A 15,265-nucleotide genomic window follows, 5' to 3' on the forward strand; every position below is an offset into this window, starting at 1 on the left:
CACTGGCGCGGCACCTTTCCTGCCCTGTCTGGCTTATCGGTCGGATAAGCCGGCGGCGGGCGCCGCTTTAGTCTGTTGCCGAACGCCGGATGGACTCCCAGAGAGTGTCCACCCACGGCAGCTTGGCCGGGTCTTGTGTTGATGCTGCTCCGGCTGTGCCACCGGGCTCTCCGGCAGGAAGATCACTGCCGAATACCCAGTAGCCCGTCTCTCCGGGCATAACCATGTTAATCCGGTCGCGGGCCTGCTGCTTAACGTAGTTCGGATCCTGCCACCGGGAGACCTGGCGTTTGAGGTCGTTCTGCTGCGACTGCTTCGCGGAGATATCGCCCTGAAGTGCGGCGATTTCGGCGCGTTTCTCGAAGAAGATCTTGACGGTGGGCGCCAGCATGATGGTGATGGCAATCATGACCACGAACAGGGCCAGCATGCGTCCGGAGAAGGCTCTGGCGGGGACGGGCGTCTCCTCCGGCCCCGCTGCGGGCTGCTTGGTGCCGCCGCCGTCCTTGGTCCCGCGGTCCTTGGTGCCGCCGTCCTTGGTCCCGCGGTCCTTGGTGCCGCCGTCCTTGGTCCCGCGGTCCTTGGTGCCGCCGTCCTTGGTCCCGCGGTCCTTGGTGCCGCCGTCCTTGGTCCCGCGGGTCCTGGCAGTGCTCGTCCTGGCGTCGCCGGTCTCGGCGTCGCCGGACTGCGCATCGCTGGACTTCGCATCGCTGGACTTGGTGGTGCTCTTCTTGGCCGGGGTGGTCCGCGCGTGCGGTGTGGCTGTGCCGGATGTAGCTCTGCCGGCGTCGTGCCGGGGCGCGTCGTGCCGGGAACCGGGAGCCGTGCCGGCAGCGTCGCCCGGGGCCGCACGGCCGCCGAAATCAGCGAGGATGACGTCGCCGCCGTCGCCCGTGTCCGTAGACTTCGGGGCCGACGGCGTGGCCCGGGGTACCTTAGGGCGGCGGGTAGCCATGTCACTCCTGTAATGCCCGGTCCTTGCTGGGCTGGCATGCTGGACTCATACTGACAACCGTGACCGGGACCGGCGGCACCAACCCGGCACCAACTCAGGCGCCAACCCGGTGCCAAAAGAACCGGCGGCCATGGTTTTTCAACCATAGCCACCGGTTACCGGATTTTGTCGCTACTAGCCTTTGAAACGCGGGAAGGCGCTGCGGCCGGCGTAGCGTGCGGCGTCGTCGAGTTCTTCTTCGATGCGCAGCAGCTGGTTGTACTTGGCGACGCGCTCGGAGCGGGCCGGGGCACCGGTCTTGATCTGGCCCGCGTTGGTGGCAACGGCGATGTCAGCAATGGTGGTGTCCTCGGTCTCGCCGGAGCGGTGCGAGGTGATGGTCGTGTAGCCCGCGCGCTGGGCGAGGGACACGGCGTCGAGGGTTTCGGTCAGCGAACCGATCTGGTTGACCTTGACCAGCAGCGAGTTGGCGGTGCGTGAGTCGATGCCGGTCTGCAGACGTTCGGGGTTGGTCACGAAGAGGTCGTCGCCGACGATCTGGACCTTGTCGCCGATGGCGTCGGTGAGGGCCTTCCAGCCGTCCCAGTCGTTCTCGTCCAGCGGGTCCTCGATGGAAACCAGCGGGTAGTCGGCAACGAGTTCGGCGTAGTACGCGCTCATCTCGGCGGAGCTGAGGGCCTTGCCTTCGAACTGGTAGGCGCCGTCGGTGAAGAACTCCGAGGAGGCGACGTCCAGGGCCAGGGCGATGTCCTTGCCCGGCGTGTAGCCGGCGTTCTTGATGGCTTCCTGGATGAGGTCCAGGGCGGCACGGTTGGACGGCAGGTTCGGCGCGAAGCCGCCCTCGTCGCCGAGGCCCGTGGAGAGGCCCTTTTCCTGCAGCACGGCCTTGAGTGCGTGGTAGACCTCGACGCCCCAGCGCAGGCCTTCGGAGAAGGTTTCGGCGCCGAGCGGAACAACCATGAATTCCTGGATGTCGACGTCGGAATCGGCGTGCGAGCCGCCGTTGAGGATGTTCATCAGCGGGACCGGCAGGACATGGGCGTTCGGGCCGCCCAGGTACTTGTACAGCGGCAGGTCGGCGGAGGCGGCTGCCGCGTTGGCGACGGCCAGGGACACGCCCAGGATGGCGTTCGCGCCGAGCTTGCTCTTGTTGGCGGTGCCGTCCAGATCGATCATGGCCTGGTCGATGCTGCGCTGGTCGGTGGCGTCGAAGCCGATCAGGGCCGGGGCGATCTGGTCGATGACGGCGTCGACGGCCTTCTGGACGCCCTTGCCGAGGTAACGGCCCTTGTCGCCGTCGCGGAGCTCGACGGCCTCGTGCTCGCCGGTGGAGGCTCCGGAGGGAACTGCTGCGCGGCCGATCTGGCCGTCGGACAGCAGAACTTCAACTTCTACGGTCGGGTTGCCGCGGGAATCGAGGATCTCGCGGGCGTGGATGGCATCGATAAGCGCCATGGATAGGCTCCTTTGGGTGAAGCGGTCTGCTGGGAATCTGACTGCTGGGACTCTAGCTGGGAATCAAGCTGAAACCGACGTCCTCGTCCGCCTAAGCCTAGTCGAGAGTGGTACAGGTTACGGAAACCTATCCGGCCCCCGGACGTCATCATGGCGATGCCGCGGACGCCTGGCCGTCCTGGAAGCGGCGCGCGGCCCCGCGGAGGGCACGTTCGGCGTCGAGCCCGTTGCGGCGGGCGGCCGCGACGATGCCTAACAGGAGCTCACCGAGCTCCGCCTCCGTGGCCGGGGCGTCGACGGCGGTTTCGCTCACGCCCGCCGGGATTCCGGCCCGTTCGGCGCGGTCCAGCAGCTTCTGCGCCCGCGCTAACGCCGGAAGGGCGGCGGGGACGCCGTCGAAGGGTCCGGAGTGTGGGACCCCGGAGTGCAGGACCTGTTCCGAGCGTTTGACGGCATCCCACGTCGCAACGATTTCCTCCACCGTCGCCGGGAACGAGTCCTGCAGGGAGCCGTCCGGGCGGAAGACGTGCGGGTTGCGGCGGATCATCTTGGCGCTGAGGCCGCGGGCGACGTCGTCAAGGTCGAAGGCATTGTGCTCCTCGGCCAGGCGGGCGTGCAGGACCACTTGGAGCAGGACGTCGCCCAGTTCGGCCTTCAGCTCGGCGTCGCCGCCGCCCGTCTCGATGGTCTCCGCCACCTCGTAAGCCTCCTCGAGGAGGTACTCCACGAGGGATTCGTGGGTGAGGGCGCCCATCCAGGGGCAGTGGGCGCGCAGCTCGGCAATGACACCGACCAGCGCGTCCATCGCGTTGGAGTCGTTAGCCAAGGTCGGAGTAGGCCTCGTTGATGTATTCGACGAGGGCTTCCTTCTCCTCAAGCGGGAGGAAGGCCGCCTCGGCTGCGTTGAGCGTCAGCTCCAGCAGGTCATCGAGGTCGTAGTCGAAGGTCTCCACCAGCAGTTCGAACTCGTCCGTCAGCGTGACGCCGCTCATCAGCCGGTTGTCCGTGTTGATGGTGACGTTGAAGCCGAGCTGGTACAGCATGTCCAGCGGGTGGCTTTCGATTCCCTCACCGAAGCCGGCGATGGCGCCGGTCTGCAGGTTGGAGGAGGGGCAGATCTCCAGGGCGATGCCGCGGTCGCGGACCCAGCTGGCCAGCTCGCCGAGGGTCACGAGGCCGATGTTGTCGTTGACCTCATCACTGCTGTCGTTGAATTCGGCACCGTCTTCGTCCTCCTCGAACTCAACGGTGACATCTTCGGCGATCCGGACGCCGTGGCCCAGGCGCAGGGCGCGGCCGTCGACGAGGGCCGACTGGATGCTTTCCAGGCCGGCAGCCTCGCCGGCGTGGACGGTGGCCGGGAAGTTGTGCTGGGCCAGGTAGGTGAAGGCGTCCTTGAAGCGGGAGGGCAGGAAGCCGTCCTCGGCACCGGCGATGTCGAAGCCGACGGCGCCGTTGTTGCGGTGGCGGACGGCCAGTTCGGCGATCTCCTGGCCGCGGTCGGCGTGGCGCATGGCCGTGATCAGCTGGCCGACCTGGATATCGCGGCCGGTCTCGGCCACGGCGTCCACGCCGGCTTCGAGGCCTGCCTGCACGGCCTCGACCACTTCATCCAGGCTCAGGCCCTTCTGCAGGTGCTGTTCGGGTGCCCAGCGCACTTCGCCGTACACGACGCCGTCGTCGGCCAGGTCCTCGACGAACTCCTTGGCGACGCGGAACAGACCTTCCTTGGTCTGCATGACGGCGATGGTGTGGTCGAAGGTCTCGAGGTAGCGGACCAGCGAGCCGGAGTCGGCTGATTCGCGGAACCACTCCCCCAGCGCGACAGGGTCGGTCGAAGGCAGCGTATGGCCCACGGCCTCTGCAAGCTCAATGATGGTGGCCGGACGCAGCCCGCCATCCAGGTGGTCGTGAAGGGAAACCTTGGGAAGGCCCTTCAGGTCGAAGTCGAGGTCAGGGGCAGCGTCAGGAATAGTCTCAGTCACGTTCCAACCTTAGGGTCGGAGGGCGCCGGACGCTACTTTCTGCCGGCCTCGGCATCCCCGGAGGCGATCATCGGTGAAGGGACGGAGGCGGCGGCCGGTTCGTGCGTGGGCCCGCCGTCGAGCCACTCGTCCACGACCTCGGCGTCGTGGCGCCCGAGCCGCTTGTGCCACCAGCGCAGGACGTGATCGATCAGCACACCCAGCACGATCGCAAACACCACTGCGATGCCGGCGCTCAGCAACGGGTTGTCATGCAGCCAGGGGAAGGAGCTCGCCAGGACGCCGATGCCGATGGAATAGACCACCCAGGTGGCGCAGGCAGAGGCGTCCAGGAAGAAGAATCTCCGGTGCGGGAAGCCCGTGGTGCCCGCAACATAGTTGACGGCGACGCGTCCCCACGGGATGTAACGGGCGGTGAAGATCAGGACTGCGCCGCGCTTCTCCAGTTCGTAGCGCGCCCAGCCGAAGGCTTTCTGGACTTTCGGCTTGCGCATCCAGCGGAACCGCTCGAGGCCGATCTTCCGGCCCAGCAGGTACGCCATGTTGTCACCCGCGATGGCGCCGACCAGGGCTGTCAGGCCCAGGATCCAGAGATTGGGCTGACCGCCGCGCACGGAGAACGCCGCGAGGGCAACAATCAGGGTCTCACTCGGGACCACCATCGCGAAGCCGTCCACAAAGAAGAAGACCAGGAGGAGGGGGTATATCCACCACTGGCCAGCTGCGTGGAGCACGACCTCATTAATGAACTCCACGCGGGCATGGCTCCTAGACGAAAATGTGGCACAACATCTGCCAGCGGAAAGTGACGTAAATCGCTCCTAAGTGTCCCATGGCGATGGCACGCTTCGCTACGGTTTCGCGGAGGTTCACTGCCGGCCTAGCCCTCCGCCGGCGGCGTCGTCCGGTCCGCGTCTGCCGGGACCTTTCCGCGCAGCCGGCTGATGCCAAGGTCCACAACGATTCCGAGGCCGATCGCGCAGATGACGGCGACGATGACGCCGAGCAGGTGGTTGTGTTCGAACCACTGCCCGAAGAACAGTCCGATCGCGACGGAATACCCGGCCCAGAGCAGCGCCGAGAGGACTGTCAGCCCCACAAACCGGGGCCGCGGGTAGTGCGTGACGCCGGCGGCCAAGTTCACGGCTACCCGGCCGATGGGAACAAACCGCGCCACGAGGATCAGCGACGCCGGGCGCTTGTGCAGTTCCGTGCCGGCCCAGGAGAAGGCCTTCTGCATACGCGGGCCCCGCATCCACGCCCAGCGGCGGGTGCCTGTGCGCCGGCCGATCAGGTAGGCGGTATTGTCGCCGAGGAAGGCGCCCGCCGCTGCGGTGGCTATCAGGAAGAGCGGATTGGGTACGTCTGCCGTGGCCGCGACGGCGGCCAGCCCGACCACCACGGATTCGCTCGGGATGGGCGGGAAAAAGCCGTCAATCACGCAGCAGGCGAACACGACGAAGAGGACCCAGGGTTGGCCTGCGGCTGCCAGGATGAAATCGTTGATTGCCTGCACGGTTTCCTATCACACGGCCGGGCCTGGGAGTACTGCTGTGGTGCCAGTGTACTGGTTGCCCTATCAGATGCGGCGGCTAAACGGCGGGTTTGGCGACCATAGGTGATAGGGCAACCGGGGGGCCGGCGGCAGGGTCCTCAGGCGATGCGGTCGATGATCAGCCGCTGTGCCGGGCGGGAACCCTCCGGGGCAATCATCACGGCGTGCTCGAGTGCCTCCCTGGCCCGCTCGAACTTCTCCGGGGTGTCGGTCAGCAGGGTCATGAGCGGCTCGCCGGCCTTGACCGTGGCGCCGGGCTTGGCGTGCATCCGCACCCCGGCGCCGGCCTGGACCTGGTCCTCCTTGCGGGCGCGGCCGGCCCCAAGGCGCCAGGCCGCGACACCGACGGCCATGGCGTCGAGTTCCACCAGCACGCCGTCGGCCGGGGCGTAGATGACTTCTGATTCCTTCGCGACCGGCAGCTTGGCCCGGGGGTCCCCGCCCTGCGCCTCGATCATCCGGTTCCAGACGTCCATGGCCCGGCCGTCCCGCAGCGCCGCCCGGGGGTCGGCGTCGCGGACCCCGGCGCAGGCCAGCATCTCCTCGGCGAGCCGGACGGTGAGTTCGACGACGTCTTCCGGGCCCCCGCCGGCGAGCACTTCGACGGACTCCTCGACCTCGATCGCGTTGCCCGCGGTGAGGCCCAGGGGCGTGTGCATGTTGGTCAGCAGTGCCACCGTGTTCACACCGGCGTCCTTGCCCAGGGCCACCATGGTCTCGGCCAGTTCGCGGGCCCGGGCCTCGTCCTTCATGAAGGCACCGCTGCCCACTTTGACGTCGAGCACCAGCGAGCCGGTGCCTTCGGCGATCTTTTTGCTCATGATCGAGGAGGCGATCAGCGGAATGGCCTCGACCGTTCCGGTGACGTCCCGCAGCGCATAGAGCTTCTTGTCGGCCGGGGCCAGCCCGGCGCCCGCGGCACAGATGACGGCGCCCACGTCCTGGAGCTGGGCCAGCATTTCCTTGTTGCTTAGCGCCGCGCGCCAGCCCGGGATCGATTCGAGCTTGTCCAGCGTGCCGCCGGTGTGGCCCAGGCCGCGGCCGGAGAGCTGCGGCACAGCCACGCCGAAGACCGCCACGAGGGGGGCCAGCGGGAGGGTGATCTTGTCCCCCACGCCGCCGGTGGAGTGTTTGTCACTCGTGGGCAACACGGAGCCGTCGGACCGGCGCAGGCTGGAGAAGTCCATCCGCTCACCGGAGGCGATCATCGCGGCAGTCCAGCGGGAGATCTCGGCCCGGTCCATGCCGTTGAGCAGGATGGCCATGTTCAGGGCGGCCATCTGCTCGTCGGCGATCGCGCCGCGGGTGTAGGCGTCGATCGTCCAGTCGATCTGGGCGGGGCTGAGTACGCCCTTGTCCCGCTTGATGCGGATGATGTCGACGGCGTCGAACGCTTCGGTCTTGTTGGGGGTTTGTGTCACCGGGGTTCCTCCAGGTGTTGGGGGCCAAAGGCATCGGGAAGGACCTGGTCCATGTTCTTGATTCCCTGCGTGGTCATGAGCTCCATGCCGGGAGCCCGGAATTCGTAGAGCAGCTGCCGGCAGCGTCCGCACGGCATCAGGACGTTGCCGCCGGCGTCGACACAGTAGAAGGCGCGCAGCAGCCCGCCGCCGGTCATGTGCAGATTGCCCACGAGGGCGCACTCGGCGCACAGGGTGAGTCCGTAGCTCGCGTTCTCGACGTTGCAGCCGCTGACGATCCGGCCGTCCGCGGTGAGGGCTGCCGCCCCCACCGCGAACTTCGAATACGGCGCGTACGCGTTCTTCATGGCGGCGACCGCCGCGGCCTCGAGGACCGCCCAGTCGACGTCGTTGCTCCCCACGCCCGTCAGCCCTTGACGTACGGTATGCCGCTCGCGGCCGGCGGGCGGGAGCGGCCCACGAGTCCGGCCACGGCCAGCACCGTCACAAGGTACGGCAGCATCGCCATGAACTGGCTCGGCACGGGCGTTCCGATGATCGTCACGATGCTCTGCAGGTTGTCGGCGAAGCCGAACAGCAGCGCGGCGAAGAAGGCGCCGATCGGGTTCCAGCGCCCGAAGATGAGTGCGGCCAGGGCAATGAACCCGCGGCCGCCGGAGATCTCCTTGGTGAAACTGTCGATTGCCACCAGCGTGAAGAAGGACCCGCCGATGCCTGCGATGGCGCCGCCGAGCGTGACGTTCCAGAACCGGGTCGCATTGACCTTGATCCCCATGGTGTCCGCCGCCTGCGGGTGCTCGCCGACAGCACGGACCCGCAGGCCCCACTTGGTCTTGAACAACCCGACCCACACCACGATGACCGCGATGTACATCAGGTAGCCGATCAGGGACTGCTTGAAAAGGATCGGACCGATCAGCGGGATGTCCGCAAGCAGCGGAATCGGGATGGGGTCCAGGTGGGCCGGCGAGTTGAACTTCGTCTTGTCCGCCTGCATGACGGTGCTGAACAGGAAGCCGGTCAGGCCGGAGACCAGGACGTTGAGTACGACGCCGACGATGATCTGGTTGACGAGGTACTTGATGCTGAACAGGGCCAGGACCATGGAAACCAGGGCTCCGGCCATCGCGGCCGCCAGCAGCCCGATAAGCGCATTGTGCGTCAGGGTCGCAACGATCGCTGCGGTGAACGCACCGCCCAGGAGCTGGCCTTCGATCGCGATGTTCACGACGCCGACGCGCTCGCAAAGCACACCCGAAAGGGACCCGAAAACGAGGGGCACGGCCAGTGTTACCGATCCCGCGATGAGCCCGGCGAGGGAAATGCTGGTCGAGCGCGCGCCGCCGACGACCCAGATCAGGAAGGCCGCGACAAACAGCACGATGAACACAACCGTCAACCAGCCGGGCGTGATCCGGTTCTTGGTCTTGAGGAAGACGGCATAGCCGGCGAGGGCCAGCATCAACACGGAGAGGACGATCCCGCCGAAGAAGGCCGGAACTTCGATCGCCGGCAGCTGAAAGAAGTCGCTGCCGGTGGAAATCCCGAACTTCGCGCTCTGGTGGGGACCGAGCAGGCCAAAGAAGACGAACGCCACGACTGCCAGGACCAGCAGGGTCACCGGCAGCTTCCAGGTCACGGGCTTGGCGGTGACCGCGGGTGTTTGTTCCTTGACCGGCGGGGTTCCCGGCCGCGGTTTTCCCGATTGCGGTTTTCCCGATTGCGGCTTTGCCGATTGGGGCTTTCCCGGAACGGGCGATGTTGCTGTTGTGCTCATGCTGCACCTCCGGTGGTTGCTGCCTTCTGGGATTTGCCGGCGGACGCGGCCTTCCTCTGACGCGGGTTCAGCCCGAAGACCGCACGCACCAGCGGCGGGGCGGCGATGAACAGCACGATCAGCGACTGGACCACCAGGACAATGTCGATCGGGGTGCCGGTCTGGATCTGCATCTGGACCGCACCAGCGCGGAAGGCGCCGAAGAGCAGGCCGGCGGCGAAGGTGCCCCACGGCGTCGAGCGTCCCAGCAGCGCCACCGTGATGGCGTCAAAGCCGTAGGTGGCGGCGACGCCGTCGGTGAGCACTTTTTCGGTACCCGCGACCTGCGCGACGCCGGACATGCCGGCGAGGGCGCCGGCGATCGCCATCACGAGGATGGTGGCTCGCGGCACGTTGATGCCTGCCGTCAGGGCTGCCTTCGGGTTGGCGCCCACAGCACGGAACTCAAAGCCGATCGTGGAGCGGTTCAGGATCCACCAGACCAGGAACGTGGCAGCGATGGCGAGGACGAAACCCAGGTGCAGCCGGTACTGGCTGCCGAAGATCTGCGGGTACACCGCGCTGGGATCCAGGATGGGCGAGATCGGGTTGCTCTCCCCCGGGCGCTGGAAGGCCGGAGTGTTGAGCAGGTACCGCAGGAAGTACAGCGCGATGTAGTTGAACATGATCGTCAGGATCACTTCATGGGCGCCGGTGCGTGCCTTGAGGAAACCGACGAGGCCGCCCCAGACGGCGCCGCCGACGATGCCGGCCAGCAGGACCAGCAGCAGGTGCAGTCCCAGCGGGAGGTGCAGGGCGAAGCCCACCCAAGACGCGAGGATGCCGGCCATGATGATCTGGCCCTGCGCACCGATGTTGAACAGGCCTGCACGGAAGGCCAGAGCCACGCCCAGACCGGCGGTGATCAGCGGGGTGGAAATGGTGAGGGTTTCCATCAGCGGGGCGAACTGGCCGGCCACGCCGGTGCCCCGGGGGTTGAACACCGAGCCCTGGAAGAGGGCGATGTAGGAGCGCGTGGCGGCGTTCCAGACGGCGGACAGGAAGTCAGCGGGCCGGGCAAACAGGTAACCGGCCGTCGTGGTGACAGCCTTGTCGGTGCTCGCGATCAGCAGCCCGCCGAGGATCAGTGCCAGCAGCACCGCCAGGACGGACACCAGGCCGCCGCCGGTGAAGATCCTTCGCAGCACGGAGTCGGGACCGCCGGGGATCGTGCCGCTCTGCGCGGAGACCGGCACGGCCGACGGCGCCAGCGCGCCGCCCGCGGTGTCGAGCGAGATGGCCGCCGCGGCAGCCGCCGCCGGCGTTTCGCGCGCTGTGGCGGGCGCCTCCGGAGCTTCGTCCGGAGCCTGGGTCTCCGGAGCTTCGTCCGGGCCCTTGTCCGGGCCCTGCTCGGCCGGGTGTCGTGGCGGGTTCTGTTCAGTCATGGTGCTCTCCTACGGCGCCGGAGCCGGGCTCCTGCGCGGGGTGGGCGGCGGGCGCCGGGATCGATGCCGGGGTTGTTGCGTGCTGCTTACTGACGGTGTCGGCGTGGGCGTCGGCCGGGGACAGCCCGGCCATCATCAGTCCGAGGACGTCGCGTCCGGTGCCGGCCGGGACAATGCCCACCAGCTTGCCCTTGTAGAGCACTGCGATCCTGTCGGCGAGCTCAATCACCTCGTCCAGTTCGGTGGAGACGATCATCACGGGGGTGCCGTGGTCCCGCTCGGCCACGATGCGCTTGTGCAGGAACTCGATGGATCCCACGTCCACGCCGCGGGTGGGCTGGGAGGCGATGAAGAGGCGCAGCGGCCGGGAAAGCTCCCGCGCCATGACGACTTTCTGCTGGTTGCCGCCGGACAAGGTGCCGGCGGCGAGAGAGCCGGACGGGGTGCGCACATCGAATTCTTCGATCCGGGTCCTGGCGTTCTCCAGGACTTTGGCCGGGCTCATGCTGATGCCCTTGGCGAACGGTTCCTGGTCGTACCGGTCAAGGATCAGGTTCTCGGCGATGGAGAAGGTCCCGATCAGGCCGTCGACCGAGCGGTCTTCCGGTACGAAGCCGACGCCGGCCCCGAGGACTTCCTTGACGCTGCGTCCCACGAGCTCTTCGCCGTCGAGCAGGATGGAGCCGTGCACGCGGTCCTGCAGGCCCAGGATGGCCTCCGTCAGTTCCGTCTGGCCGTTCCCCTGGACGCCGGCGACGGCGACGATCTCGCCCCGGGCGATGTCGAAGCTGATGCCGTCCACCACGTGCTGGCCGCTGGCCGCAATGACGGTGAGGTCCGTGATCTGAAAGGTCTTTTCCTTTGGCTGGGCCGGAGCCTTGTCGAGGGTCAGGTTGACGGCCCGGCCCACCATCATGGAGGCGAGTTCCGTCGTCGAGGCGTCGGGATTGGCGGTGCCGACCACCTTGCCCCGCCGGATCACCGTGATGGTGTCCGAGACTTCCTTGACCTCGCGGAGCTTGTGCGAGATGAAGACGATGGACGTTCCATGGCTCTTGAGCTGCCGCATGATGTCCAGCAGCTCATCGGTGTCCTGCGGCGTCAGCACGGCGGTGGGCTCGTCCAGGATGAGGACTTTGGCGTCGCGGACCAGTGCCTTGATGATTTCCACCCGCTGCTGCACGCCGACCGGGAGGTCTTCGATCAGGGCGTCCGGGTCGACGTCGAAGCCGTACCGGTCGGAAATCTCCTGGATCTTGCGCCGGGTGTCATCCAGATTCAGGAAACCGCCGGCCTTGGTGGTTTCAGCACCGAGGGCGACGTTCTCGGCCACTGTGAAGACCGGGACCAGCATGAAGTGCTGGTGCACCATGCCGATGCCCGCAGCCATGGCGTCCCCCGGGCCGCGGAAGGTGACGGGTTTGCCATCAACGAGGATCTGACCCTCGGTGGGCTCGTACAGCCCGTATAGGACGTTCATCAGCGTGGACTTGCCAGCGCCGTTCTCGCCGAGCAGACAGTGAATCTGCCCGGGTTCAACAACCACATCGATGTGATCGTTGGCTACCAGGGAGCCGAAGCGTTTGGTGATCCCCTTGAGTTCAAGTTTCAAAACTCTGACCAATCTCGAGGTGCCCGGAAGACGTGGCCCGGACGCGTAATGGGGCTGCAGCACCAGCCTAGTGCTTGCGGCCGGAGGCGGAGCGGGGTCCGCTCAACGAAAAGCGCCACGGCCCGTGCGGTGAATGACCGGACGGGCCGTGGCGCTCGGAGGAGGAGGCTAGGCCTTCGGGCTTGCTGCGGATTCAACCTTCAGCTTGCCGTCGGCGATGTCCTTCTTGATTTGGTCCAGCTCGGTCTTCAGCTCGGCCGGAACCGCGGAATCCAGGTCGTGGAACGGAGCCAGCCGCACGCCGTCGTTTGCGAGGGTGCCAATGTACGGCGTGCCGGTGAACTTGCCGTCCTTGTCTTCCTTCACAACGGTCTCGACGGCTTCGCCCATCTGCTTCATGACGGAGGAGAGCATGATGTCCTTGTAATCCGGTGCCGTGAGGAAGCCGTCGGAGTCAACCCAGATGAGCTTGACGTCCTTGCCTGCCGCCTTGGCTTCCTTCAGGGCCGCGCCCGCACCCTTGCCGACCGGTCCGGCGACGGGCATGACGATGTCCGCGCCCTGGTCCAGGAAGTTCTGGGTGAACTGCTTGCCCTTGTCCTGCTTTTCGAAGTCGCCGGTGAAGGAGCCGTCCTGCTTCGCCTTGTCCCAGCCAAGAACCTTGACGTCCTTGCCCTTCTGCTCGTTGTAGTACTTCACGCCGTCGGCGTAGCCGTCCATGAAGATGGTGACGGTGGGGATCTTGATGCCGCCGAAGGTGGCGACCGTTCCCGTCTTGGTGGTGCCTGCCGCGAGGTAGCCGGCCAGGAAGGCGGCCTGGGCCGTGTCGTAGATGATCGGCTTGACGTTGGAGATCGGGGTGTCGTAGCCGAAGTCGATGATCGCGAAGTGCTTGTCCGGGTTCGCCGTGGCCTGGGCCTTCGTGGCGTCGCCCAGAAGGAAGCCGACAGTGATGGTCAGGTTGCAGCCGGCCGTGACCATGGCGCGCAGGTTCGGCTCGAAGTCGTTGTTGGTCTTGGACTCGACCTGGTTGACCTTGATGCCGAGGTCCTTCTCGGTCTTCTTCAGGCCTTCCCAGGAGGACTGGTTGAACGACTGGTCGTCGAATCCACCCGAGTCGGACACGATGCAACCCGTGTAGTTGCCGGCGGTGTTGGTGGCGCTGCTGCCTGCCTCCGGGGCAGCCCCGCAACCCGTGAGCAGGAGAGCAGCCGCACCCGCGGTGGCGACTCCGGCCATTGAACCGCGCTTGAAGGTTGCACGTAGTGAGTTCTTCAATTTTCCTCCAGGAAGAAAGAGTAGGCGCTACGACAGGAGTTCAATGAGTGTCTGTTGGCGGTATTGCCGCTGCAACGCTGTTTTCAATGAGAAGTTCGCAGCACTGCGCCGAGGCGCACTGATGCAAGCTACTTTAGTGTCCTGCAACACGTCCGGATAACACAGTTCACGGCATTTCCCTAGATTGTTGAGAACTTGTTACCAAGCGGTAGTCGAGGATGCGCGAGCGGACACTTGAGGCCCCGAAATCGTGGATTCCGGGGCCTCAAGTGTCCGCTCGCGAAGGCTGACTAACTTTACTTTCGTGTTAGATCCGGACGAGCATCTTGCCGGTGTTGGCGCCGTCGAGCAGGTCCATGAAGGCCTGCGGCGCGTTCTCCAGCCCGTCCACGACTGTCTCGTCGTAGCGGACCGTGCCGTCCGCGAGCCAGTCCGCCATCTGCTGGGCGAATTCCGCCGAGTGCTGCCGCTGCCCGCCGACGAGGAAGCCGCGCAGGGTCAGCTGCTTGCCGATGGCGACGGCCAGGTTGCGCGGGGCGGCCGGGGCCTCGGTTGCGTTGTACTGCGAGATGGCGCCGCACAGGGCCACCCGTCCGCCCACGTTGAGGACCGAGAGCGCCGCCTCGAGGTGGTCTCCGCCGACGTTGTCGAAGTAGACGTCGATTCCTTTTTCTCCGGCGGCTTCCTGCAGCAGGTCCCGGACCGGGCCGTCGTGGTAGTTGAAGGCGGCGTCGAAGCCGAGCTCCAGCAGCCGTGCCACCTTCTCGGGGCTGCCGGCACTGCCGATCACGCGGGAGGCGCCCTTGGCTTTGGCGATCTGGCCCACCAGCGAGCCCACGGCGCCGGCGGCACCGGAGACGAACACCGCGTCGCCGGGCTTGAAGTCGGCTACCTTCAGCAGGCCTGCATAGGCGGTGAGTCCCGTCATGCCGAGGGCTCCGAGGAAGGCGGAGGCCGGGGCAAGGTCCGTGCGCGCCAGGGTGGTGGCCTTGGCGTCCACGACGGCGTACTCGCGCCAGCCGAGCTGGTGCACGACGGCGTCCCCCACCGTTCGCCCCTCGGCCCGGGACGCGATCACCTCACCGACGGCACCGCCGTCGAGCGCCGCGTCCAGGGCGAACGGAGCGGAATAGGACTTGACGTCGTTCATCCGGCCGCGCATGTACGGGTCCACCGAGATGTAGAGATTGCGGACCAGCACCTGGCCGTCCTGCAGTTCCGGCAGCGGCGCTTCCGCGAGGCGGAAGTTTTCCGGCACCGGGCGGCCGTGCGGCCGGGACGCCAGCTGGACTTCCCGAGTGGTGGTGGGGAGCGGGCCGGTGGGGACGGCGGTGGTTTCTGCCGTGTTGGCGCTCATGCGGCGACCTCCAGAATCTTGATGTCGACGTTGATATTGCCGCGGGTGGCGTTGGAGTACGGGCAGATCTTGTGCGCCTTTGCCACGAGGGCCTCGGCGGTCCGCCAGTCCACTGCGGGCAAAGCGATCTCCAGTTCTGCGGCGAGCCCGTAGCCGGCGCCGTCGGCGAGGGCACCGAAGTGGATCTTGGCGGCGACGGCGGAGTCCGTTAGGTCCGCCCGTTCCTTGCGCCCCACGAGCCGCAGTGCCGAGTGGAAGCACGCCGCGTAGCCGGCGGCGAACAGCTGCTCGGGGTTGGTACCTTCGCCGGTGCCGCCGAGTTCCACCGGGCTGGCCAGGGTCACATCGAGTCTGCCGTCCTGGCTCCGGGCGTTGCCGTCCCGGCCAACACCTGTGGCGAGTGCTTCTGCCGTGTAGAGAGTCTTCAAGTGGTTCCGTTCTGTTGG

Annotated in this window: 14 protein-coding genes; all 14 read right to left on the reverse strand. The window is 66.7% G+C overall.

Annotated elements, in window-relative coordinates; all coding sequences use genetic code 11:
- Positions 1-67: 67 nt before the first annotated feature.
- A complete protein-coding gene (locus ACVWZ8_RS02155) occupies positions 68-955 on the reverse strand; it encodes a septum formation initiator family protein (protein WP_456503642.1) in 888 nt (295 codons plus the stop codon).
- Between the two features lie 174 nt (positions 956-1,129).
- Positions 1,130-2,410, reverse strand: coding sequence for a phosphopyruvate hydratase (gene eno, locus ACVWZ8_RS02160; protein WP_426976506.1), 1,281 nt, complete (start codon positions 2,408-2,410; stop codon positions 1,130-1,132).
- A gap of 148 nt (positions 2,411-2,558) precedes the next feature.
- Positions 2,559-3,164: a MazG nucleotide pyrophosphohydrolase domain-containing protein gene (locus tag ACVWZ8_RS02165; protein ID WP_426979828.1), complete on the reverse strand. Its 606-nt coding sequence runs from the start codon at positions 3,162-3,164 to the stop codon at positions 2,559-2,561.
- A 64-nt stretch (positions 3,165-3,228) separates the two neighbouring features.
- Positions 3,229-4,395 (reverse strand): adenosine deaminase, encoded by a 1,167-nt coding sequence (locus tag ACVWZ8_RS02170; protein WP_456503643.1) that lies wholly within the window; start codon positions 4,393-4,395, stop codon positions 3,229-3,231.
- A 32-nt stretch (positions 4,396-4,427) separates the two neighbouring features.
- On the reverse strand, positions 4,428-5,150 hold the full coding sequence (locus tag ACVWZ8_RS02175) for a DedA family protein (RefSeq protein ID WP_426976504.1): 723 nt from the start codon (positions 5,148-5,150) through the stop codon (positions 4,428-4,430).
- A 125-nt stretch (positions 5,151-5,275) separates the two neighbouring features.
- A complete protein-coding gene (locus tag ACVWZ8_RS02180) occupies positions 5,276-5,911 on the reverse strand; it encodes a DedA family protein (protein WP_456503644.1) in 636 nt (211 codons plus the stop codon).
- A gap of 137 nt (positions 5,912-6,048) precedes the next feature.
- Positions 6,049-7,371, reverse strand: a complete 1,323-nt coding sequence (locus tag ACVWZ8_RS02185; RefSeq protein WP_426976502.1) for a thymidine phosphorylase — start codon at positions 7,369-7,371, stop codon at positions 6,049-6,051.
- A complete protein-coding gene (locus tag ACVWZ8_RS02190) occupies positions 7,368-7,772 on the reverse strand; it encodes a cytidine deaminase (RefSeq protein ID WP_426976501.1) in 405 nt (134 codons plus the stop codon). The genes ACVWZ8_RS02185 and ACVWZ8_RS02190 overlap by 4 nt, the downstream gene beginning before the upstream one ends.
- Positions 7,773-7,777: 5 nt before the next feature.
- Entirely contained in the window at positions 7,778-9,148 is a 1,371-nt protein-coding gene (locus tag ACVWZ8_RS02195) for an ABC transporter permease (RefSeq protein ID WP_456503645.1), read from the reverse strand.
- Positions 9,145-10,572: an ABC transporter permease gene (locus ACVWZ8_RS02200; RefSeq protein ID WP_456503646.1), complete on the reverse strand. Its 1,428-nt coding sequence runs from the start codon at positions 10,570-10,572 to the stop codon at positions 9,145-9,147. The genes ACVWZ8_RS02195 and ACVWZ8_RS02200 overlap by 4 nt, the downstream gene beginning before the upstream one ends.
- The gene (locus ACVWZ8_RS02205; protein WP_426976498.1) at positions 10,565-12,184 is read right to left on the reverse strand and encodes an ABC transporter ATP-binding protein; all 1,620 of its coding nucleotides are present in this window, start codon (positions 12,182-12,184) and stop codon (positions 10,565-10,567) included. The genes ACVWZ8_RS02200 and ACVWZ8_RS02205 overlap by 8 nt, the downstream gene beginning before the upstream one ends.
- 168 nt (positions 12,185-12,352) lie before the next feature.
- Positions 12,353-13,462 carry a BMP family lipoprotein gene (locus ACVWZ8_RS02210; RefSeq protein WP_426976497.1) on the reverse strand — a complete coding sequence of 370 codons (1,110 nt, stop codon included), beginning with the start codon at positions 13,460-13,462 and terminating at the stop codon, positions 12,353-12,355.
- A gap of 307 nt (positions 13,463-13,769) precedes the next feature.
- Entirely contained in the window at positions 13,770-14,819 is a 1,050-nt protein-coding gene (locus ACVWZ8_RS02215) for an NADP-dependent oxidoreductase (protein WP_426976496.1), read from the reverse strand.
- Positions 14,816-15,247 (reverse strand): organic hydroperoxide resistance protein, encoded by a 432-nt coding sequence (locus ACVWZ8_RS02220; RefSeq protein ID WP_426976495.1) that lies wholly within the window; start codon positions 15,245-15,247, stop codon positions 14,816-14,818. Before ACVWZ8_RS02220 ends, ACVWZ8_RS02215 begins: the two co-directional genes overlap by 4 nt.
- Positions 15,248-15,265 lie beyond the last annotated feature (18 nt).

The organism is Arthrobacter sp. UYCu723 (assembly GCF_054059215.1).

Coding starts and splice junctions, on each gene's coding strand:
- ACVWZ8_RS02155 (WP_456503642.1), bottom strand. CDS start 955: ATGGCTACCCGCCGCCCTAAGGTACCCCGGGCCACGCCGTCGGCCCCG.
- ACVWZ8_RS02165 (WP_426979828.1), bottom strand. CDS start 3,164: ATGGGCGCCCTCACCCACGAATCCCTCGTGGAGTACCTCCTCGAGGAG.
- ACVWZ8_RS02215 (WP_426976496.1), bottom strand. CDS start 14,819: ATGAGCGCCAACACGGCAGAAACCACCGCCGTCCCCACCGGCCCGCTC.
- ACVWZ8_RS02195 (WP_456503645.1), bottom strand. CDS start 9,148: ATGAGCACAACAGCAACATCGCCCGTTCCGGGAAAGCCCCAATCGGCA.
- ACVWZ8_RS02200 (WP_456503646.1), bottom strand. CDS start 10,572: ATGACTGAACAGAACCCGCCACGACACCCGGCCGAGCAGGGCCCGGAC.
- eno (WP_426976506.1), bottom strand. CDS start 2,410: ATGGCGCTTATCGATGCCATCCACGCCCGCGAGATCCTCGATTCCCGC.